The organism is Amycolatopsis sp. Poz14, assembly GCF_006704225.1.
Lineage (GTDB): Bacteria > Actinomycetota > Actinomycetes > Mycobacteriales > Pseudonocardiaceae > Amycolatopsis > Amycolatopsis nivea.
Genome location: NZ_JACLHD010000002.1, coordinates 208977 through 229145 on the forward strand (window position 1 = coordinate 208977; position 20169 = coordinate 229145).

Sequence of the window (20169 nt, forward strand, 5' to 3'; positions counted from 1 at the left end):
ACCCGTCCGAAACCGCCCGACCAGCGGTGATGACGCAGCGAAGTGTGGGATTTCCCGGCGAGGGCTGGATTTTTCGCCACTCACGGTGATACTGCACCCCGTGCGTAACCCACTCGGAGTCCTCGCAGTCGGCTGTTCGGTGCTGCTCGCCGCGACGGCCGGATGTGCCGCGGAGTCTGCCCCGACGACGGCGCCGACGCAGTCCACGCCGGTGCCCTTGACCGCGATCTCGGCGCTCGGGGACTTCGCCACGCTCGATTACTGCAGCCTGCTCGACCCGAAACGGCTCAAGAACAGCACTGCCGACACGCCAGATTCCTCGTTCACCGCTTGCCAGGCGGACTTCGTGCAGGCCGGGCGGCCCCGGACGGTCACCATCGGGCCGCTTGCCGCTGATCGCGATCCCAATGTGCAGGCGTACGCGTATCCGGGTCAGGTGCCGGACGGGGTTTCGGTGCAGCAGGCCGGGTTCGTGCCCCCGCGGACGTGCGGGCGGGCGGTCACGTTCGCCGACGGGGTTCGGCTTGCCGTCTCGATCACGGACAAGGACGACAGCGGCAGTGCGGAGGATCGGTGTACCGCGGCGGACGACGTGGTCGGCGGGGTGCTGGACGCGGTGACCGGCAACCGGGTACGGCATCCGCAGTTGCCGGACCGGTCGTGGGGACGGGTGGATTCCTGCGCGATCCTCAGCGCGTCCGGCGCGCAGGGCGCCGACGCGACGGCCGGGTTCGCCGGGCATTCCTGCATCCTCGACAAGGTGAGCCTGGAGTTCGCGGTGGTGCGGCAGGCTCCGGCAGGACCGTCGGAAACGCTCGGCAACCGGACCGCACGGGTGGCGGCCGACGGAGCGTTCTGCCGCGTCCGGACGGTGCAGCCCTCCCCGGCCACTCCGGGACGCGCGGAGCAGGCGACGGTGAGCGTGGTCGACACCAGCGGCGCAGGCGGGGAAGCTGCTTGCCCCGCCGCCCGCACCGCTGCTGCGACGATCTTTTCGCGGATCCCGTGAAGGGCTCCTTGACGGAATCTGATTCCCTCAAGGAGTCCTTCACGGACCGGCGGCTCAGTCGGAGTAGGTGACGTTCCGGCCGTCGGACGGGTCGAAGAGCTTCACCTTGTCCGCGTCGAACCACATCTGCAGGTCCTGGTTCTCCGCGGCCGCCGATTCGGCCGACAGACGGGCCACGATCAGCGATTCCGCGCCGGGGACGTCGGCCGAACCGCTGTCCGCGGCCAGTTCCGCCAGTTCGGCCGAGGTCGCGGCTTCGCCGTCCACGGTGAAGTGCGCGAACTTCTCCGAGCCCATCGACTCCAGGACGTCCACGTGCGCGGTGAACGTCGCGCCCGCCCGGCCCGATTCGACCAGGGCGGCGTCCTCGAAGTGTTCCGGGCGGATGCCCATGATCACCTCGCGCGGGGCGTTCGCCGCCTCGGCCATCCGGCGGATCCGGTCGGTCAGCGGGGTCGTGCCCAGCGAACTGCGCAGCTCGCCGTTTTCCAGCGTCGCGGGAACGAAGTTCATCGACGGGGAGCCGATGAACCCGGCCACGAACAGGTTCGCCGGGTTGTCGTAGAGGAACTGCGGCGAACCGATCTGCTGCACGTACCCGGCCCGCAGCACCACGACGCGGTCGCCGAGGGTCATCGCCTCGGTCTGGTCGTGCGTGACGTACAGCGTGGTCGTGCCGAGCTGCTTCTGGATCTTCGACACCGACGTCCGCATCTGGCCGCGCAGTTTGGCGTCCAGGTTGGACAGCGGCTCGTCCATCAGGAACGCCTTGGGGTTGCGGACGATCGCCCGGCCCATCGCCACCCGCTGCCGCTGCCCGCCGGACAGGTTGGCCGGTTTGCGGTCGAGATGCTGGGTCAGGTCGAGGATCTGCGCCGCTTCCTCCACTTTGGACCGGACGATCTTGTCGTCCACTTTGGCCAGCCGCAGCGGGAACGCCATGTTCTCCCGCACGCTCATGTGCGGGTACAGCGCGTACGACTGGAACACCATCGCGATGTCCCGGTCCTTCGGGGCCTTCTCGTTGACCCGCTTGCCGTCGATGCGCAGTTCGCCCGAGGAGATGTCCTCCAGTCCGGCGACCATGTTGAGCGTGGTCGACTTCCCGCAGCCGGACGGGCCGACGAGGATGATGAACTCGCCGTCGGCGATCGTGATGTCCACTTCGGACACCGCGAGCGCGCCGTCGGGGTAGCGCTTGGAAACCTTGTCGAGAACGATTTCAGCCATGGGTCAGCCCTTCACCGCACCGGACGTCAGCCCCGCCACGATGCGACGCTGGAAGAACAACACGAACAGGATGATCGGCACCGTGATGACGACCGCGGCCGCACACACCTGGCCGGTCGGGTCCTCGAACTGCGAGGACCCGGTGAAGAACGACAACGCCGCGGGCACCGTGCGCGACGACTCGGTGGACGTCAGCGAGATGGCGAACAGGAAGTCGTTCCAGCAGAGGATGAACACCAGGATCGCCGTGGTGAACACGCCCGGCGCGGCCAGCGGCGCGATCACCTTCCGGAACGCCTGCGCCGGCGTCGCGCCGTCCATTTTCGCCGCCTTTTCCAGTTCCCACGGGATTTCCCGGAAGAACGCGGACAGCGTGTAGATCGACAGCGGCAGCGCGAACGTGATGTAGGGCAGGATCAGCCCCGGCCAGGTGTCGAAAAGGCCGAGCCCGCGCTCGATGTTGAACAGCGGGGTGACGAGCGATACCTGCGGGAACATCGCGATCAGCAGGGAAAGCCCCACCAGCACCTGTTTCCCGGGGAAATCCAGCCGGGCGATCGCGTACGCGGCCATCGTGCCCAGCACCACCGCGATGACCGTGGAGATCACCGCGATGCCGATCGAGTTCACCAGCGCGTGCAGGAACTCCGTGGTCTGGAAGATGTCCGCGTAGTTCTTGAGCGTCCATTCCACCGGAATGAAATTGCCGTCGGTGAGCGTCGCCTTCGTCTTGAACGACAGCGAAAGCACCCACAGCACCGGGACGATCGCGAACACCAGCACCAGGATGTCCAGCAGGCCCCAGCCGACCTTGCGGCCGGTGGTGGCCGCACCTCCGATAGCCATCAGCGCTTCCCCCCGTCGTCCGTGCCGGGCGCGGCGGTGCCGAACACCTTGATGAAGAGGAACGCGATGATCGCCACCGTGATGAAGATCAGCACCGCCATCGTGGAGCCGATCCCGAGGTTGAGCCCCTTGACCAGGTTGTCGTAGGTCTGCATGGACACCGATCCGGTGTCCTGCGCGCCGCCGGTGAGCACGTAAATGTTGTCGAAAATGCGGAACGCGTCGAGCGTGCGGAACAGCAGCGCGACGAGAATCGCCGGTTTCATCACCGGCAGCATCACCTTGGTGAACCGCTGCCACGCGGTCGCGCCGTCCATCGCCGCGGCCTTCAGCAGGTCGTCCGGCACCAGCGCCAGCCCGGCCATCAGCAGCAGCGCCATGAACGGCGTCGTCTTCCACACCTCGGCGAGAATGATGATGAACAGCGACGGCCACTGGTCGGTGAGCGGTGCGACGCCCTCGCCCAGCGCGTTCGCCAGGTAGCCGGTTTTGGGCGTCCACGCGAAATACCACGAGAACGCGGCCACCACGGTGACGATGCCGTACGGGATCAACGCGACGGTGCGCACCAGTCCGCGGCCGACGAGCGTGCGGTGCATGATCAGCGCGAGGCCCATGCCGAGCACGAACTCGATCGCCACCGACACGACGGTGAGGAACATCGTGGTGCCGAACGCGGTCCACCAGTAGGAATTCGTGAGCACCGCGGCGTAATTGTCGAAGCCGATGAACTCGTGCTTCGCCGGGAACCGCAGGTCGTAACGCTGCAGCGAAAGCCAGACCGAATAGACGATCGGGTATCCGGTCACCGCGATCATCACGAGGAACGCGGGCGCGCACAACCACAGCCCGAGCCGCCGTTCCGCCTTCTTGCCCTCGGAGAGCTCGGGCTTTCCCTTTCGGTGCGCCGCTTCCTTGGTGGCGGCGGCGGGATCCTGGACGGTCACGGGATCACTCCCTTCGACTGGAGCGCGTCATCGAGCTGTTCCCGCAGTTTCTGCGCGGTCGTCTGCGGATCGATCGCCGAGGGCGGGGAAAGGATTTTCGACATCACCGTGGACAGGTTCTGGTAGACCGGCGTGAGCGGCCGTACCGCGGCGGTTTTCAGCGCCGACAGAATGGAGTCGCGCATCGGGTACTTCTCGGCCATGTTCGGGTTGTCCGCCGACGCGGGCTTCGAAGGATCCAGCGGGGTGTCGTCGTGGTACACCGACTCGATCGTCGGCGGCACGCCGTCGTTGATCGCGGAGACCTTCTGGTTTTCCTTGCTGCGCAGGCACAACGCCGCTTCGTACGCCTCGGGCTTGTGCTGCGAGAAGGCGCTCACCGCGAGATCGAACCCGCCGATCGTGCTCTTGGACGGAATGCCCGCCTTCGCCTGCGGATACACCGCCCACTTGAAGTGCGACAGGTCCTGCGGCTTTTCCTCGGCGTAGGAGGCGTAAACGAACGGCCAGTTGAGCTCGAACGCGGCGCCGCCGCCCTGGAAGGTCCGCCGGACGTCGTCCTCCTTCTGGTTCGTCAGCGACGGGTCGGTGATGCCCGACGACGTGACCTTCTTGAGCAGCTCAAGCGCCTGCACCGCGCCCTCGTCCATCACGACGGATTTCCCGTCGTCGGACAGGATGTGCCCGCCGAGCGATTCGACCAGCGTGTTGTAGATGACGACCAGGCCCTCGTACTGCGCGCCGGTGAACACGACCGAATACGGTTTGTGCTCGCTCTTGAGCCGCTGCGACATCTGCATCATCTCGTCCCACGTCTTCGGCGGGGTCGGGGTGAGGCGGTCGTCGTACCAGAGCAACTGCACGTTGGTGTTCTTCGGCGCGGCGTAGAGCTTTCCTTGATACGTCGCGGTTTCCAGCGGCCCCTTGAGCACGCCCTCGGACGCGGCCGCCTTGTTCTGCCCGGTCCACTCGTCGACCCAGCGCGCCTCGGCGAACTCCGAAACCCAGGTGACGTCGAGGCCGAGCACGTCCATCGACGTGTCGCCCGCGGCGAGCCGGCGCGCCATCTGGATCCGCTGGTCGTCCGAGCCGCGCTGCAGCTTGTTGTAGACGATCCGGTACCGCCCGGCGGCGGTCTTGTTGCAGTTGTCGACGACCGTCTGGAAGTGGTCCTCCGGGGAGTAGTAGACGTTGATCGTCGTCCCGGAAGCCGTTCCGCAGCCCGCTATCAGGCCGCTGCCCGCCAAGCCCGCGGCGAGCAGCGCCGCCGCGCGGGCAGGTCCTCGTTTCTTTCCGCTGGGCCGTTTCTTCCCCATTCAAGCCTCCTCGCCATGTGCACACGGCACCGTCCGGCGCCGCCCCCAGACAGCACGCCGCGACGAGGCGGACCCGAGCCAGCACCCCGACGTGCCAGTTGCCGGCAGGCCGCGCTGGAGGACACGACCGGCCAACCGGTGTCGGTCAACCTATGCCCGGCGATCACCTGCCGCAAGCAGGGTCGGTAACGATTCAGCCAGGTGCGCGCGAACCATCGGAAGGACGGGTGAAAAAGTCCCGTGGGTAGTTATGCGGTGGCGGGCGGGGGAAGGCGCTGGGCGGGTCTCGCGAGTTCAGGCGGTCGCAGGCGGCGGACGCAACGCCAGCTTCGCCAGCAACTCCCGACCCTGCTCCGCACTGCGCGGCTGACACAGCACGTCATACCGGCCAGCCACAAGCTGACTCGCCGACGAGAAATCCCGCCGCCCGCGCGAGGTGCGGTAACCGATCGCGGAGAACGCCAGCCCCGACAGCACGCCCAGCACCAGCCCGGTCAGCAGTTGCAGCGTGAATCCGCCCTGGTTGACGAACATCCCCAGCAGCAGCCCGGCGAACAGGCCGAACCACGCGCCGGACATCGCGCCCGCGGCGAGCACGCGGCCCCACGACAGCCGTCCGATGACGCGTTCTACCAGCATCAGGTCGACGCCGACGATCGTCACGTCGGTGACCGCGAACTCGCTTTCGGCCAGGAAATCGACCGCCTGCTGCGCTTCGCCGTAGGTCGAGTACGACCCGATCGGCCAGCCGGTGGGCGGCGTCGGGAGCCGCGGCAGCCCGGCCGGGCTCTGGCCGCCACCAAAGGGACTGCTCACCATCATCACCTGCGCTCGTCCGGTCCGAGGGTTCCATCTTGTCAAGAACCGGCGAAGCGCGCGAACTCCGGCGAAGCGCGGGTCAGGCTTTGTAATCCCGCAGGAGGCCGCGGCTGATGATGGTTTTCTGGATTTCGCTGGTGCCCTCGCCGATCAGCAGGAACGGGGCCTCGCGCATCAGGCGCTCGATCTCGTATTCCTTCGAGTAGCCGTACCCGCCGTGGATCCGGAACGCTTCCTGGGTGACCTCGGCGCAGTACTCGCTGGCGATCAGTTTCGCCATCCCGGCCTCGACGTCGTTGCGGGCGCCGGAATCCTTCAACCGGGCCGCGTTCACCATCATCAGATGCGCGGCCTCGACCTTCGTCGCCATCTCGGCGAGCTTGAACGCGATCGCCTGGTGCTGCGCGATCGGCTTGCCGAACGTCGACCGCTGCTGTGCATACGCGATCGCCAGCTCGAACGACCGGATCGCGATCCCGCAGGCCCGCGCCGCCACGTTCACCCGGCCGACCTCGACGCCGTCCATCATGTACGAGAAGCCCTTGCCCGGAGCTTTCCCCAGCACCTTGTCCGCGCCGATCCTGAAGCCGTCGAACACCGCTTCGGTGGTGTCGACGCCCTTGTAGCCCATTTTGTCGATCTTGCCCGGGATCGTCAGCCCGGGAAGCACCTCGCCGAACCCGGAGGGCTTCTCGACCAGGAACGTCGTCAGGTTCTGGTGCGCCTTCTCCGCGCCCTCATCGGTCTTCACCAACAGCGCGATCAGGTTGGAGGAGCCGCCGTTGGTCAGCCACATCTTCGCGCCGTCGATCACGTAGTCGTCGCCGTCGCGCTTAGCGCGGGTCTTGATCGCCGCCACGTCCGACCCGAGGTCCGGCTCGGACATCGAGAAGCTGCCGCGGACCTCGCCGGTCGCCATCCGGGGCAGGAAATGCTGCTTCTGCTCCGGCGTCCCGTGCTGCTTGATCATGTGCGCCACGATGAAGTGCGTGTTGATCACCCCGGACACGCTCATCCAGCCGCGCGCGATCTCCTCGACCACCAGCGCGTAGGTCAGCAGCGACTCGCCCAGGCCGCCGTACTCCTCCGGGATGGTGAGCCCGAACAGGCCCATCTCCTTCATGCCCTCGACGATCTCCGCCGGATACTCGTCCGCGTGCTCCAGCGCCTGCGCGTGCGGGATGATCTCCTTGTCCACGAACGAGCGCACCGTGGACAGAATCTCCTGCTGCACATCGGTCAGGCCGGCGGTCCGGGCAAGACGGGCCATCACTGGGCTCCCTTCGGCGGCGACGCCGGCTCCCGGCGCTGGGTTACCGGGGAGTATGACTGGTTCGCGCCCGAGCGGCTATGAGGGTGCTCACGCCCGGCCCCGGTTTCCCCCGTTAAGGTGCGGATAAGGTGCTGATCCACCCGAAACCGCGAAGGATCCCGATGAGCGAGGGCAGCGACGAGCCTGCTGGCCGCGACAGCTACGAGCACCCGTCGTACGAGCACCAGCCCTATCCGCCGCGGGGTCCGGCGCCCGGCGCTGGGCTCGCGATCGGGTCCCTGATCTGCTCGATCGCCGGGTTCGTGGTGTGCGGGCCGATGGCCATCGCGGGGATTGTGATGGGCCACGTCGCGTTCTACCGGGCCCGGCGCGGCCGCGGCACCGGCGGCGCGCTGGCGGTCGCCGGGTTCGTGATCGGCTACGCGGCGCTGATCGTCTGGGGCATCGCCGTCCCGCTGGTCGTGCGCGCGCTGGTCCAGTCCGGCGTTTTCGGCTGATGCCGCCGCGAAACCCGGTAGCGTCGTCCTCCGAACCCGGCACCGTGAGGGAGCCCCGATGACCACCCCGTCCGACCGCGATCCGGTGCCGTACGAGCCGCCGCCGACCGCGGACCCCGCTCCCTACGAGCCACCGGCCACCGCCGATCCCACGCCGTACGAGGCTCCGGCGGACGCCGTGTCGTCCACCGCGGAGACCGACTCGCCCGTCCCGCCGCCGGGCTGGACCGCACCCGATCCCGGACCGGTCGCGGTGCTGCCCGGTGAGCAGCCGGCTGCCGCCGCGGAACCGCCCGCGACGCCGTACCCCGTTGCGGCGCAACCGGATCCGTTCGCGCCGCCGCCCGCGTACCAGGGCTTCCCGGCTCCGCCTCCGTACGGCGGTGCCTACCGGCCGTACCCGAACACCAGCGACAGCGGGCTCGCGACCGGCGCGCTGGTGTGTTCCGTGCTCGGCCTGGTGACCTGCGTTCTCGCGATCCCCGGCATCGTGATGGGGCACGTCGCGCTGGCCAAGGCCAACCGCAACGAGGCAGGCGGCCGCACCATGGCGTTGTCGGCCGTCGTGGTCGGCTACGTCATGGCCGCGCTGTGGGGCAGTTTCTTCGTGACGCTGCTGGTCCTCGGCATGAACGGCTACCTCGACCGCTGATCCGGCACGTCGCTCGCCTCGCTCGCGGGCGGCGCGACCTGTCCGTTGCTGGCCGCTTCCGACGCCGACGGTGCTCGCGGCTCCGGCGGTTTCGCGGCCGGCGCCGCGGGGTCGGTCCGCGCGTCCAGGAACCGCAGCAACTCCACCGGGAACGGCAGCACCAGCGTCGAGTTCTTCTCCGCCGACACCTGCACCACGGTCTCCAGCAGCCGCAGCTGCAGCGCCGCCGGGGTGTCCGCCATCGTCGCGGCGGCCTGGGCGAGCTTGTGCGACGCCTGCAGCTCGCCGTCCGCGGAGATCACCCGGGCGCGGCGTTCGCGTTCGGCCTCCGCCTGGCGCGACATCGAGCGTTTCATCGACTCCGGCAGCGCGACGTCCTTGATCTCGACCCGGTCGATGTGGATGCCCCAGTCGAGCGCCGGGCTGTCGATCATCAGCTCGAGGCCCTCGTTGAGCCGTTCGCGATTCGACAGCAGGTCGTCCAGGTCGCTCTTGCCGATGATGGACCGCAGCGACGTCTGCGCGACCTGGCCGATCGCCGACCGGTAGTCCTGCACGTGGACCGCGGCCAGCACCGGGTCGATCACCTTGAAGTACACGACCGCGTCCACCCGCACGGTGACGTTGTCGCGGGTGATCCCGTCCTGCGCGGGCACCGGCAGCGTCACGACCTGCATGTTCACCTTCTGCATGCGGTCGGCTATCGGCAGCAGCAGGGCCAGCCCGGGATCCCGGACCTCCGGCCGCACCCGGCCGAACCGGAACACCAGCCCGCGTTCGTACTGTTTGACCACGCGCACCGCGGAGGCGAGCCACACCCCGCCCGCGACGACCACCGCGCTGACAATCTCGACGATCATGGCAGCTCCCGGGTTCGCCAAACCCCTATCCGTTCACTGTACGCGCGCGAAACAGCCCCGGAAACGGTTTGCGCGCCCGACCAGGATGGGCGTTGTGACCGTTTTGGAGATCCCGCCCGTCTTCGCTGAACGCGCCCCCAAGGTGCTCGGTCCGGAAGCCGTCCCGTGGCTCGCCTCGCTGCCCGCGCTCGCGCGGCGGTACGCCCGGAAGTGGGGCTTGGAGTTCGAGGACACCGCCCGGCACGGCTACGTCGGCGTCGTCCAGCCCGCCCGGCGCGCGGACGGTTCCCGCGTCGTGCTGAAACTCGGCTGGGTGGAGGAAGAATCGCGCGACGAGCCGCTCGCACTGTCCACATGGGCCGGTCGAGGATCGGTGCTGCTGCTCGAATCCGCGCCCGAGGACGGCGTGATGCTGCTGGAACGCCTCGACGACAGCCGGACGCTGGAGGACGAACCGCTGCTGCCCGCCGTCGAGATCATGAGCGAACTCGCCCGGCGGCTCGCCGTGCCCGCGCCCGCCGAGCTCACCCGCACGTTGTCCGCGGTCGCGGAGGAACTGCTCGAAGAACTGCCCAAATCGTGGCGGGAGCTGGCCGAACCGCTCCCCCGCCGAGAGCTGGACGCGGCGCTCGAGGTGTGCCGCAACCTCGGTCCGGAAGCCGGAAACGCACTGGTGAACGAGGATCTGCACTACGAGAACGTGCTGTCCGGCATTCGCAAGCCGTGGCTGGTGATCGATCCGAAACCGCTCGCCGGCGACCTCGAGTACGGCGTGCTTTCGTTGCTGTGGAACCGGTTCAGTGAATCCACACTGGACTCGAAGCTCGCCGCGAGCGGGCTGGACCGCGACCGCGCCAAGGCGTGGACGCTCGTCCGGGCGGTGCAGAACCGGCTGTGGCACGCCCAGGATCTGGTCGATTTCGGCGGATTGCCCGAGGACGACGACGGCCCGTCCGCCGACGCGCTGCCCACGCTCACCCGGTGGGCCATGGCAGGCTGAGAATTCGCCGAGTCGCGGCACGAGCGCGCTCGGGCGCCAGCCGATAGTGTCGGCGCCATGGCAGGCACAAACCGGGTTTACGCAGCACAGCTCGCGGGTCTGCCGGTGTTCGGGCCCGACGGGGAGTCGATCGGCAAGGTCCGCGACGTGGTCGCCGGGCTGCGGCTGGACCAGCAGCCGCCGCGGATCCTCGGCATGGTCGTGGAGCTGGCGACCCGGCGGCGGGTGTTCGTGCCCATGCTGCGGGTCACCTCGATCGAACCGAACGCCGTGACGCTGGCCACGGGTTCGGTCAACATGCGGCATTTCCACCAGCGGCCCAACGAGGTGCTGGTGTGCGGCCAGCTCCTCGACGCGCACGCGACGCTCACCGGCGCGGACACCCGGGTGACCGTGGTCGACGCGGCGATGGAGCCGACCCGCACCCGGGACTGGGTGCTGGCGAAACTCGCCGTCCGCGAACGGTCGACCCGGCTGTCCCTGAGCAGGCGGCGCACCGCGATGCAGGTGCTGCCGTGGAACGAGGTCGCCGGGCTCGGGCTCACCGACCTCGCCGGACAGCCGCAAGGCGCGGGCCAGCTGCTGATGCTGTTCGACACGATGCGCGCGGTCGACGTGGCCGCGACCCTGCGCGACCTGCCGATGAAGCGCAGGCACGAGGTCGCCGACGCGATGGACGACGAACGGCTCGCGGACGTCATCGAGGAGCTTCCCGAGGACGACCAGAAGGAACTGCTGTCCTACCTCGCCGAGGAACGCGCCGCGGACATCCTCGAGGCGATGAACCCGGACGACGCCGCCGACCTGCTCGCCGAACTCGCGCCCGCCGAGCAGAGCAGGCTGCTGGAACTGATGGAGCCGGAGGAATCCGCGCCGGTCAAACGGCTGCTGGCGTATTCGTCGGACACCGCGGGCGGTCTGATGACGCCGGAACCGGTGGTGCTGACGCCGGACGCGACGATCGCCGAGGCGCTGGCGCACATCCGCAACGCCGAACTCCCCGCCGCGCTCGCCAGCATGGTGTTCGTGTGCCGTCCGCCGACCGAGACGCCGACCGGCCGGTTCGTCGGCGTCGTGCACTTCCAGCGGCTGCTGCGCGAACCGCCCGCCGAACTGGTGGCCAGCGCGGTGGACACCGACCTCACCGCGTTGCGCCCGCAAGCGACGCTGTCCGAGGTCACCCGGTATTTCGCGGCGTACAACCTGGCCTGCGGCCCGGTCGTCGACGCCGAGGACCACCTGCTCGGCGCCGTCACCGTCGACGACGTGCTCGACCATCTGCTGCCCGACGACTGGCGCGAAACCGGGCTGCACGACGTCACCGATGGCGCCGACGGCGCCGATCTGGAGGAGGCCGAACGTGCCTGAACTCAGGACCGGCCGCAGGCTCGACCAGCCGCGCAGCCAGGCCCGCCTGCGGCTGAACATCGACCCGGACACCTTCGGCCGGTTCACCGAGCGGATCGCGCGGTTCCTCGGCACCGGGAAGTACCTGTTCTGGCAGACGCTGATCGTGGTCGTCTGGATCGTGCTGAACCTGGTCGCGGTGTCGCTGCGGTGGGACCCGTACCCGTTCATCCTGCTCAACCTGGCGTTCTCGACGCAGGCCGCGTACGCCGCGCCGCTGATCCTGCTCGCGCAGAACCGCCAGGACGACCGGGACCGGGTGTCGCTGGAAGAGGACCGCACGCGCGCCGCGCAGACCAAGGCGGACACCGAGTACCTCGCCCGCGAACTGGCGGCGCTGCGGCTGGCGGTCGGCGAGGTCGCGACCCGCGACTACCTGCGCAGCGAGCTCGACCGGCTGCGCGACGATCTCGACGTGGACTCCAAGCCGCGCAAGGCCAAGCAAAGCTGAACTGGGCAGTACGTACGATGGAAGCGTGACTGGTACACAGCAGCTCCCCAGCGTCGACGACGTCCGCACCGCGCTGAAGGACGTGTACGACCCGGAAATCAAAAAACCGATCACCGACCTCGGCATGGTCAAGGACGTGGCGGTCGGTGACGACGGGCTGGTCACCGTCGGGATTTACCTCACGGTCGCGGGCTGTCCGCTGAAGGCGACGCTGACCGAGGACACGAAGAAGGCCGTCTCGAAGCTCGCCGGCGTCGCCGACGTCAAGGTCGAGCTGGACGTGATGAGCGACGAGCAGCGCACTGAGCTGCGCAAATCGCTGCGCGGCGACGCGGCGGAGCCGGTGATCCCGTTCGCGCAGCCGGGTTCGATGACGCGGGTGTACTGCGTGGCGTCCGGCAAGGGCGGCGTCGGCAAATCGTCGGTGACGGTGAACCTCGCCGTGGCGATGGCCGAGCGCGGCCTGTCGGTCGGCGTGGTGGACGCGGACATCTACGGCCACTCGGTGCCGCGCATGCTGGGCGCGCGCGAGAAGCCGACGAAGGTCGACACGATGATCATGCCGCCGCAGGCGCACGGCGTGAAGGTCATCTCGATCGGCATGTTCACCCCGGGCAACACCCCGGTCGTGTGGCGCGGCCCGATGCTGCACCGCGCGCTGCAGCAGTTCCTGGCCGACGTGTTCTGGGGCGACCTGGACATCCTGCTGCTGGACCTGCCGCCGGGCACCGGCGACATCGCGATTTCGGTGGCGCAGCTGATCCCGAACGCGGAGATCCTCGTGGTGACCACGCCGCAGCAGGCCGCCGCCGAGGTGGCCGAGCGCGCGGGCGCGATCGCGATGCAGACGCGGCAGCGCGTCGCGGGCGTGATCGAGAACATGTCGTGGCTGGAAACCCCGACCGGCGAACGCATCGAGGTCTTCGGCGCGGGCGGCGGCCAGACGGTGGCGGATTCGCTGTCGAAGTCGGTGGGCTCCACGGTGCCGCTGCTGGGCCAGGTCCCGCTGGACCCGCGGCTGCGCGAACAGGGCGACGAGGGCACGCCGATCGTGCTGTCCGATCCGGAGGCGCCGGCGGCGCTGGTGCTGAAGGACGCGGCGAAGCAGCTGTCGGTCCGGGCGCGCGGGCTGGCCGGGATGATGCTGAACGTCAGCCCCGCCGGACGCTGATCCTGCTCAGCAAAGAGGCGTGCACCTGGATCAGGTGCACGCCTCTTTTTTGTGCTCTTTAGGACGCGTGGATCGTCACCAGGAGGGCGCCGGACTCGCGGAGCGTCACCTTGGTGTCGCCCGGCTTGCTCACGGTCCAGTCGATGTCCTCGGGCTTCTTCGCGGACACGTCGCCCGACTTGTCCGGCAGGTCCTGGACGTCGATGTTCTGCGGCTGGTCGGACGACACGAGGATCTTCACCTTGTTGCCGACCTTGACGTCGACGACCTCAGCCGGCGGCGTGACCTTCCCGCCCTGGTAGGCGACGGTGACCAGCACGTCGACGCCCGCCTCGCCGGTCTGCGCGCCGCGCTTGACGTTCGGCTGCTCACCGGTGGCACTGCCGTTCCCGGGAGCGCTCGACGGAGCGTTCGACGGGGCCGAAGAAGACGGCATCGCCGGGGCGGGCACCGAAGTGTAGGTGGCGGGCGCCTTGGTGCTGGGCTCGTCGTCGGCACTGCACCCGGCGACGGCGAAGGCGGCCGCAGCGATCGTTCCGGCCAGCGCAGCCGCACGGCGTGACATATCGGGAACCTCCAGGGTCGGTTGAGCTGATGCCCTGAGGCTACCCAGCCTGATCAGCGCGTCGCCCGGCTGGTCGTACGAGGAATCAGGTCGCGTCCGGATCCACCGGCGGACGCTCACCCGGCTTCAACGGCTCCGGCTGCGGCAACGCGGTCTGCGGCTTGATCGTCGGAGTGCCGTTGGAGCCGTTCCCGTTCGACCCGTTCAGCTCGTTCTTGAACCCGTTCAACCCCAGCGGATCCGAATCCCCGTCGAACAAATGCTGCGTCACAACCCGCTTCGGGTCGAGGTTGCGCAGGCCGCGCAGGTCTTCCAGGGGTTTGCGCAGCTGGTCGAACTCGGGACCCATTTCCTCGCGCAGCTGCTCGCGCGCACCGGTCGCGAAGTCGCGGGCCTTGCGGACGCTCCTCGCCATCCAGGCCGCCGCTTCGGGCAGCCGTTCGGGTCCGAGGATGAAAAGCCCCGCGATGATGATCACGAGGATCTCGCCCCAGCCGACACTGTCGAACACCCGTGAAACCTCCGCTCGGTGCTGCCCCGCCCAAGACTACCCGGGCCTGTTCTCGTCCTGGCAGGCCCGAACGTCGCACGGGAGCTTAAGAACGGGTGTCAGTCCGATCCAAGAGTGACGTCCACCACCAGCAGCGCACCGTCGCGGGCCAGTTGCACCGGAACGACCTGGCCCGGATCGTGGCTGCGCACCGCGACGGTCAGCTCGGCGGAGTCGCGCACGACGTGGTCGCCGACCTTGGTGATCACGTCGCCTTCCTTGATCCCCGCGGACGCCGCCGGTCCGCCCGGGGCGACGTTGCGCACCTGCGCGCCCATCGTGGTCGAGCCGGCGACCGTCGAGGCCGCGTTGATCCCGATGTCGGCGTGCTTGACCTTGCCGTCCTTGATCAGCGCCTTGGCGATCTTGATCGCGTAGTCGCTGGGAATGGCGAACCCGATGCCGATGCTGCCGCCGTCGGAGCTGGACGAGCGGATCGCGGAGTTGATCCCGACCAGCGCCCCGGTCGAGTCGACGAGCGCACCGCCGGAGTTGCCGTGGTTGATCGCCGCATCGGTCTGGATGGCCGAGTAGGTGACCGGAGCCGCCCCGTTGTCGCCGCCCGCGGTGACCGGCCGGTCGAGCGCGCTGACGATGCCCGCGGTGATCGAGTTCTGCAGCGCGAGCGGCGAGCCGACCGCGATCACCGCGTCCCCGACCTGCAGATCCGACGACTTCCCGACCTGCATCACGACCGGGTTGGTCACGTTGACCTTCACCACGGCGAGGTCGGTCTTCTGGTCTGCCCCCACGATCTTGGCCTCGGTGCGCGTCCCGTCGTTGAACACCGCGGTGATCTTCGTAGCCGCGTCGCCGACCGCCGTCGCGACCACGTGCTCGTTGGTCAGCACGTACCCCTGCGGATCGATCACCACGCCGGAGCCCTGCTCGCCGCTGTCCGCGCCAGGCTTGACGACCTCCAGCGAAACCACCGCGGGCGACACCCGCCGCGCGATGTCCGCGAGCGACCCCGGCGGCCGCTCCTTGGCCGCCTCCGCCTCGGAAATCGTGGCGCTGCCGGTCAACGCGGACCCCGTGTCCGCGACCCACCAGCCGACCAGCCCGCCCACCGCGCCGATCACCAGCGCGACGACCCCGAGCAAAGCCAACGCCTTCGGCTGCACCCGCCGCCCGAACAACACCTCGGGCAAGCTCAACTGTGCGCCCTTGGGCAGCTTCGGCTTCTCGGCCTCGTCCTCCTCCGGAGCGACCGCAGGCCCAGCCAACACCGCCCCGGCCGCTGGATCCCGCCACGGATCGCTGGCGTCCGTCCACAACGGATCTTCGGAAGTACCGCTCTCCCCGGAAGCCTCGAGCGGCCGCTGCAGCCGCACTCCCTCGGCCCCCGCGGGACGGCTGAAGGCCTCCGCCAGCGACTCCGGCGTAGGCGGCGCGAGATTGAGCTTCTGCCCGTTCCCGTTGGGCGCAGGGGTGTAAAGCTTGTCGAACGCCCCCTCGACCCCGTGCGGCCGCCCGAAGACAGCCGCCTGCTGCTGGTCGACCGCGGGCCGCTCAAGCGGCCGAGGCCCCAACCGGTCCGTTCCGACGGCACCGGACTGATCAGAATTAGCGTTCGGCTGGTCGGTCATCATTCCCCGGGATGCGGTTCAGTCTGGCTGGGAGTCGACGATACCCAAGCCTAGGGATGAGTGTGCCCAGGCCGCAGTGAAATGCCTGTTGCCTGCACTCCCGCGCTCCCCGCCCGCCACCCGGATGCCGCCCGTCGGTGAGGGGCCCCTTCACGGACCTGGATTCCCTCAAGGAGCCCTTCACGGACCACCCCCGCCCCGCCCACGCCACCCGGATGCCGCCCCAATGCCACATTGGGTGCGTCCCACGCACCGAACGCCACATTGGGTGCGTCCCACGCACCCAATGCCACATTGGGGCGCTAACCCCGCCCCCAACCGCCGCCCGCCGAATCCACCGCAACCACGCCCCCACCCCGCGCGCCCAAAACCGCAGCCAGTGCACCCAACGCATCGAGGCACCCACACCACCCCCGCACCCCGATACGAAGCCCAAATGCGGACGGCGGGTGCTTGTCAAGGCATCTTTCCCGCCTTGACAAGCACCCGCCGTCCGTCATCACAATCAGCTTCGGGGTGCCCCACGCAACGAAGGGGCGCAATGTCGCCGCCAGGCGACGAGCCGCCCGCGATCTACCGAGCCGCGACAGCAGCCCCCGCCCGAACCACCCCAGCCTCCTCCGGCTCTGGCTCCGGCGAAGGAGAAGGCGCAGGAGAGGAAGAAGACCCACCAGCCCGAGGCACATTCATATTCGCTGGCAGCAAATTAGCGTTAGGCGTCCGAACCGGCCCACTCCCGCCGGACCCTTCCCCGCTATCCGCCGCGGTCCCGACGAGCGCGAGCGCGCTCAGCACGAGCCCGGACACCACGACTCCGGCTCCTTGCGCCGCCCGCTTCCGGCTGAAAGCGAACCGACCGCCGCCGAGCACGTTCGCCGACTGCCCGAGCGGCGCGGTTGTTCCCAACGGCGCAGCACCCCCGAGCACCCCAGCGTCGCGCAGTCCAGCCACCCGGTCCGGCCGCTGGATCGCCACCAGCTGACCGTCCGAGGTGACCGCGAGGTTGTCCGGCGTGCCCGGCAGGTCAGTGTGCTCCGGAATGGACCGGAGACTGGCCAGGAAGCCCGCCGACATCGACGGCGCACCCGCGTCCTTCACCGCCGCGACGGCCTGCCGCTGCGACGTCACCTCGGCCGCGCAGTCCGGGCAGCGCGCGAGGTGCGCGAGCGCGCGGTCGTGGGCGACCGGCGTCAGCTCGCCGTCGACCAGTGCGACTACCGCGTCGGGCATGAGGTGGGATTCGGCGAAACGCCAGCCGGTCATACGGGCACCTTCGCAGATTCCTCCCGGGCCGCGCGACGGCGCTCCAGCGACGCGCGCAGCGCCGAGCGGCCGCGGTGGATGCGGCTGCGCACGGTGCCGAGCTTGACGCCCAGCGTCGCGCCGATCTCCTCGTACGACAGTCCTTCCACGTCGCACAGCACGACCGCGGCCCGGAACTCCGGGGGCAGCTCGTCGAGCGCCTCCTGCAGGTCGGGGTCGAGGTGGGTGTCGCTGTAGTGCTGCTCGGGGCTCGGGTCGTCGCCGACGATCCGGTCGGTGTCCTCGGGCAGGCCCTCCATGCGCACGCGCGAGCGGCGGCGCGCCATGTCGAGGAACAGGTTCGTGGTGATCCGGTGCAGCCAGCCCTCGAAGGTGCCGGGCTTGTACGACGCGAGCGACCGGAAGACGCGGATGAACGTCTCCTGGGTCAGGTCCTCGGCGTCGTGCGTGTTGCCGGTGAGGCGGTAGGCGAGCCGGTACACGCGGTCGGCGTGTTCGCGCACGACCTCGTCCCACGAGGGCGGCGTCCAAGCCGCCTCGGCTGCGTCCACGGTCACCGGGGCGGCTTCCGGCAGTTCGGCGTTCTGCATCAGGGGAGCAGGCACCTCCATCTGGGTCAACTCCTCTTCACCTCTGCCAACGCGGGCCGGGCACACAGTGTTCCCGTGTGGTTGAGACTCAGTCTGTCGGCCTTCCTTATGGAACTCATGAGACCGATCTGAGAGCAGCCTGAGAAGTTGGCCGGCGAGGTCCTTTCCAGGGCGATCGCGGGCTTTCCCCCGGGCCGGAAGGCGCTTACCAGGGAGCCTTCGCTGATTTATCGACAACCAGCGCTAACCTTCGCGCGTGAGTTCGGGGACAGAGGCGGCGGCCGAGACCGGGGCGGTCGGCGCCGAGCAGGTCGACGGGTACCTGCCCGACGACGACGTGCTGGCCGCGGCACGGCTGCGCGCGGTCGACCTCGGGTGCGCCCCGCTGGCCCCCGGAGCAGGCACGACGCTGCGGTTTCTGGCCGCGACGGTCGCCGCGCGGGCGGTCGTGGAGGTCGGCACCGGCTCCGGCGTGAGCGGGCTGTACCTGCTGCGCGGGATGGCCGCCGACGGCGTGCTGACCTCGATCGACGTCGAGCCGGAGTACCAGCGGGCGGCGCGCAAGACCTTCCTCGAGGCGGGCTATCCGCCGGGCCGGATGCGGCTCATCGTCGGCCGCGCGCTGGACGTGCTGCCGCGGCTCACGCCGGGCGGCTACGACCTGGTGTTCGTCGACGCCGCGCGGATCGAGTACCCGGGCTACTACGAGCAGGGCGTGGCCTTGCTGCGCCGCGGCGGGGTGATCGTGTTCCATCAGGTCCTGGCGGGCGGCAGGCTCACCGACCCGGCGCGGCGCGATCCGGAGACGATGGCGTTGCGCGAGGTCGCGCGAGCGGTCCGCGAGGACGACCGGCTGATCCCGGCGCTGCTGCCGGTCGGCGGCGGGCTGCTGGTGGCCACCGCGTGCTCGTGAGCGGTCAGCTGCCCACCAGCACCCGCTTCTCGCTCCGCACCCGCGTGCCCACCTGCACCGCCGCGACAGCCAGCCCGAGCCACACCACGACGGCCACGATCAACCAGCTCCACCCGTCCGCTCCGTAGACGACGCTGCCGACCCCGCCACCGACGCTGCTGCCCAGGTAATACATCAGCATGTACAGCCCGCCGACCTGCCCGCGCGCGTTCTCCGGAGCCTCGGCCGCGGCCCAGCTGTTCGCGATCGAATGCGCGGCGAAGAACGCCGTCGTCAACACGAGGAAGCCGATGACGATCAACGGCAGCGAGTCAGGAATCGTCAGCAGCGCCCCGACGGCGGTCAGCAGCAGCACGCCGACCAGCGCCTGCCGACGGCCGATCCGCGCGGACAATCGATTGGCCGTGGCTGAGGAAACCGAGCCCAGCGCGTACGACACGAACACCAGCGACGCGATCGCCGGCGACAGGTTCAGCGGCTCGCCGGTCAGCCGGAACCCGGCCGCGTTGTACAGCGCGACGAACGCGCCCATGGCCAGCAGCGCGACGGCGTACTGCGCGAGCAACACCGGCCGGCGCACGGCGGAAAGCAGGCCCACTCCGATGTCCCGAAGGCCCTGCCGCTCCCCCGTCCGGACCGGAGAAGGCGGCAGCGTCACCACGGTCACGACCGCGCAGACCAGCGAAAGCCCAGCCACCACGTACAGCGCGCCGCGCCAGCCGAACGGACCGGCGGTGAACCCGGTGGCCAGCCGTCCGGTCATGCCGCCGATGGTGTTGCCCGCGATCATCGCGCCGACCGCGGCCGCGACGCCGGTCTTCCCGAGCCGTTCCACGAGGTAAGCCGTGGCCACGCCGGGAAATCCGGCGATCGCGACGCCCTGCACCGCGCGCAGCACCAGCAGCAGCGGGTAGTTCGGCATCAGCGGAAGCAGAAGCCCGAGCACCGAGGAGAGCACGACGGACGCGATGATCACCGGCCGCCGCCCGATCGCCTCGGACAACGCGGCGATGGGCAGCACGGAGATCGCCAGCGCGCCGGTCGCCACGCTCACCGCGAGCGCCGCGCCGCCGGGATCGAGGTGGTACTGCCCGGCGAGCTGCGGCAGGACCGCCTGCGGGGCGTAGAGCAGGGCGAACGACGTGAAGCCCGCGGCGGCGACCGCGACCTTGGCCCGGCGGGCGGAGGACAGCATGACCTCGAAAGTAAGCTTCGCTAATC

General features: G+C 69.3%; 21 protein-coding genes. 8 read left to right on the top strand and 13 right to left on the bottom strand.

The window, feature by feature from the left end:
* Positions 1-100 precede the first annotated feature (100 nt).
* Positions 101-1009, top strand: a complete 909-nt coding sequence (locus tag FKO37_RS44670; RefSeq protein ID WP_238608506.1) for a hypothetical protein — start codon at positions 101-103, stop codon at positions 1007-1009.
* A gap of 54 nt (positions 1010-1063) precedes the next feature.
* On the opposite strand, the gene FKO37_RS44675 is transcribed toward FKO37_RS44670, so the two are convergent.
* The 6 genes from FKO37_RS44675 to FKO37_RS44700 all read right to left on the bottom strand — a co-directional run bounded on the left by FKO37_RS44675 (position 1064) and on the right by FKO37_RS44700 (position 7437).
* Positions 1064-2239: an ABC transporter ATP-binding protein gene (locus FKO37_RS44675; protein ID WP_037815894.1), complete on the bottom strand. Its 1176-nt coding sequence runs from the start codon at positions 2237-2239 to the stop codon at positions 1064-1066.
* Positions 2240-2242: 3 nt separating this feature from the next.
* The gene (locus FKO37_RS44680; RefSeq protein ID WP_037815895.1) at positions 2243-3085 is read right to left on the bottom strand and encodes a carbohydrate ABC transporter permease; all 843 of its coding nucleotides are present in this window, start codon (positions 3083-3085) and stop codon (positions 2243-2245) included.
* Positions 3085-4032, bottom strand: a complete 948-nt coding sequence (locus FKO37_RS44685) for a carbohydrate ABC transporter permease (protein ID WP_037815896.1) — start codon at positions 4030-4032, stop codon at positions 3085-3087. Before FKO37_RS44685 ends, FKO37_RS44680 begins: the two co-directional genes overlap by 1 nt.
* On the bottom strand, positions 4029-5348 hold the full coding sequence (locus FKO37_RS44690) for an ABC transporter substrate-binding protein (protein ID WP_238608507.1): 1320 nt from the start codon (positions 5346-5348) through the stop codon (positions 4029-4031). Before FKO37_RS44690 ends, FKO37_RS44685 begins: the two co-directional genes overlap by 4 nt.
* A gap of 294 nt (positions 5349-5642) precedes the next feature.
* A complete protein-coding gene (locus tag FKO37_RS44695; protein WP_037815899.1) occupies positions 5643-6170 on the bottom strand; it encodes a general stress protein in 528 nt (175 codons plus the stop codon).
* 76 nt (positions 6171-6246) lie between these two features.
* Positions 6247-7437: an acyl-CoA dehydrogenase family protein gene (locus tag FKO37_RS44700; RefSeq protein WP_238608508.1), complete on the bottom strand. Its 1191-nt coding sequence runs from the start codon at positions 7435-7437 to the stop codon at positions 6247-6249.
* 164 nt (positions 7438-7601) lie between these two features.
* On the opposite strand from FKO37_RS44700, the gene FKO37_RS44705 reads away from it, so the two are divergent.
* The gene (locus FKO37_RS44705) at positions 7602-7937 is read left to right on the top strand and encodes a DUF4190 domain-containing protein (protein ID WP_043832010.1); all 336 of its coding nucleotides are present in this window, start codon (positions 7602-7604) and stop codon (positions 7935-7937) included.
* A 58-nt stretch (positions 7938-7995) separates the two neighbouring features.
* Complete coding sequence (locus FKO37_RS44710) at positions 7996-8589, top strand: DUF4190 domain-containing protein (RefSeq protein ID WP_238608509.1); 594 nt, start codon at positions 7996-7998, stop codon at positions 8587-8589.
* Here the strand turns inward: FKO37_RS44710 and FKO37_RS44715 are convergent.
* Positions 8574-9449 carry a slipin family protein gene (locus FKO37_RS44715; protein ID WP_134668866.1) on the bottom strand — a complete coding sequence of 292 codons (876 nt, stop codon included), beginning with the start codon at positions 9447-9449 and terminating at the stop codon, positions 8574-8576. The two genes, FKO37_RS44710 and FKO37_RS44715, sit on opposite strands and share 16 nt — an antisense overlap.
* Before the next feature lie 94 nt (positions 9450-9543).
* On the opposite strand from FKO37_RS44715, the gene FKO37_RS44720 reads away from it, so the two are divergent.
* From FKO37_RS44720 to FKO37_RS44735, 4 genes are read left to right on the top strand one after another with little or no spacing between them, the layout of a single operon-like run.
* Entirely contained in the window at positions 9544-10449 is a 906-nt protein-coding gene (locus FKO37_RS44720) for an aminoglycoside phosphotransferase family protein (RefSeq protein WP_238608510.1), read from the top strand.
* A 57-nt stretch (positions 10450-10506) separates the two neighbouring features.
* The gene (locus FKO37_RS44725) at positions 10507-11817 is read left to right on the top strand and encodes a magnesium transporter MgtE N-terminal domain-containing protein (RefSeq protein WP_238608511.1); all 1311 of its coding nucleotides are present in this window, start codon (positions 10507-10509) and stop codon (positions 11815-11817) included.
* A complete protein-coding gene (locus tag FKO37_RS44730) occupies positions 11810-12307 on the top strand; it encodes a DUF1003 domain-containing protein (RefSeq protein ID WP_037815909.1) in 498 nt (165 codons plus the stop codon). The genes FKO37_RS44725 and FKO37_RS44730 overlap by 8 nt, the downstream gene beginning before the upstream one ends.
* A gap of 25 nt (positions 12308-12332) precedes the next feature.
* Positions 12333-13478, top strand: a complete 1146-nt coding sequence (locus tag FKO37_RS44735) for an Mrp/NBP35 family ATP-binding protein (protein WP_037815911.1) — start codon at positions 12333-12335, stop codon at positions 13476-13478.
* A gap of 58 nt (positions 13479-13536) precedes the next feature.
* Here the strand turns inward: FKO37_RS44735 and FKO37_RS44740 are convergent, their stop codons facing one another.
* The 5 genes from FKO37_RS44740 to sigE all read right to left on the bottom strand — a co-directional run bounded on the left by FKO37_RS44740 (position 13537) and on the right by sigE (position 18056).
* The gene (locus FKO37_RS44740; protein ID WP_037815913.1) at positions 13537-14043 is read right to left on the bottom strand and encodes a hypothetical protein; all 507 of its coding nucleotides are present in this window, start codon (positions 14041-14043) and stop codon (positions 13537-13539) included.
* Positions 14044-14128: 85 nt separating this feature from the next.
* Positions 14129-14554 carry a Sec-independent protein translocase protein TatB gene (gene tatB / locus FKO37_RS44745; protein WP_238608512.1) on the bottom strand — a complete coding sequence of 142 codons (426 nt, stop codon included), beginning with the start codon at positions 14552-14554 and terminating at the stop codon, positions 14129-14131.
* A 98-nt stretch (positions 14555-14652) separates the two neighbouring features.
* Positions 14653-16182 (bottom strand): S1C family serine protease, encoded by a 1530-nt coding sequence (locus FKO37_RS44750; RefSeq protein ID WP_134668858.1) that lies wholly within the window; start codon positions 16180-16182, stop codon positions 14653-14655.
* Between the two features lie 573 nt (positions 16183-16755).
* Positions 16756-17445, bottom strand: a complete 690-nt coding sequence (locus tag FKO37_RS44755) for an anti-sigma factor (RefSeq protein ID WP_238608513.1) — start codon at positions 17443-17445, stop codon at positions 16756-16758.
* Complete coding sequence (sigE, locus tag FKO37_RS44760; RefSeq protein WP_037815916.1) at positions 17442-18056, bottom strand: RNA polymerase sigma factor SigE; 615 nt, start codon at positions 18054-18056, stop codon at positions 17442-17444. The genes FKO37_RS44755 and sigE overlap by 4 nt, the downstream gene beginning before the upstream one ends.
* A 235-nt stretch (positions 18057-18291) precedes the next feature.
* Here sigE and FKO37_RS44765 point away from each other — a divergent pair, with 235 nt between their 5' ends.
* Positions 18292-18948 carry an O-methyltransferase gene (locus tag FKO37_RS44765; protein ID WP_037815919.1) on the top strand — a complete coding sequence of 219 codons (657 nt, stop codon included), beginning with the start codon at positions 18292-18294 and terminating at the stop codon, positions 18946-18948.
* 4 nt (positions 18949-18952) lie between these two features.
* On the opposite strand, the gene FKO37_RS44770 is transcribed toward FKO37_RS44765, so the two are convergent.
* A complete protein-coding gene (locus FKO37_RS44770) occupies positions 18953-20143 on the bottom strand; it encodes an MFS transporter (protein ID WP_238608514.1) in 1191 nt (396 codons plus the stop codon).
* Positions 20144-20169: the final 26 nt, after the last annotated feature.

Bases quoted from the DNA above. Each gene is read 5' to 3' on its own strand.
- FKO37_RS44675 (WP_037815894.1), bottom strand. From the start codon at position 2,239: ATGGCTGAAATCGTTCTCGACAAGGTTTCCAAGCGCTACCCCGACGGC.
- FKO37_RS44680 (WP_037815895.1), bottom strand. From the start codon at position 3,085: ATGGCTATCGGAGGTGCGGCCACCACCGGCCGCAAGGTCGGCTGGGGC.
- FKO37_RS44690 (WP_238608507.1), bottom strand. From the start codon at position 5,348: ATGGGGAAGAAACGGCCCAGCGGAAAGAAACGAGGACCTGCCCGCGCG.
- FKO37_RS44695 (WP_037815899.1), bottom strand. From the start codon at position 6,170: ATGATGGTGAGCAGTCCCTTTGGTGGCGGCCAGAGCCCGGCCGGGCTG.
- FKO37_RS44700 (WP_238608508.1), bottom strand. From the start codon at position 7,437: ATGGCCCGTCTTGCCCGGACCGCCGGCCTGACCGATGTGCAGCAGGAG.
- FKO37_RS44705 (WP_043832010.1), top strand. From the start codon at position 7,602: ATGAGCGAGGGCAGCGACGAGCCTGCTGGCCGCGACAGCTACGAGCAC.
- FKO37_RS44710 (WP_238608509.1), top strand. From the start codon at position 7,996: ATGACCACCCCGTCCGACCGCGATCCGGTGCCGTACGAGCCGCCGCCG.
- FKO37_RS44715 (WP_134668866.1), bottom strand. From the start codon at position 9,449: ATGATCGTCGAGATTGTCAGCGCGGTGGTCGTCGCGGGCGGGGTGTGG.
- FKO37_RS44725 (WP_238608511.1), top strand. From the start codon at position 10,507: ATGGCAGGCACAAACCGGGTTTACGCAGCACAGCTCGCGGGTCTGCCG.
- FKO37_RS44740 (WP_037815913.1), bottom strand. From the start codon at position 14,043: ATGTCACGCCGTGCGGCTGCGCTGGCCGGAACGATCGCTGCGGCCGCC.
- FKO37_RS44750 (WP_134668858.1), bottom strand. From the start codon at position 16,182: ATGACCGACCAGCCGAACGCTAATTCTGATCAGTCCGGTGCCGTCGGA.
- FKO37_RS44755 (WP_238608513.1), bottom strand. From the start codon at position 17,445: ATGACCGGCTGGCGTTTCGCCGAATCCCACCTCATGCCCGACGCGGTA.
- sigE (WP_037815916.1), bottom strand. From the start codon at position 18,056: ATGGAGGTGCCTGCTCCCCTGATGCAGAACGCCGAACTGCCGGAAGCC.
- FKO37_RS44770 (WP_238608514.1), bottom strand. From the start codon at position 20,143: ATGCTGTCCTCCGCCCGCCGGGCCAAGGTCGCGGTCGCCGCCGCGGGC.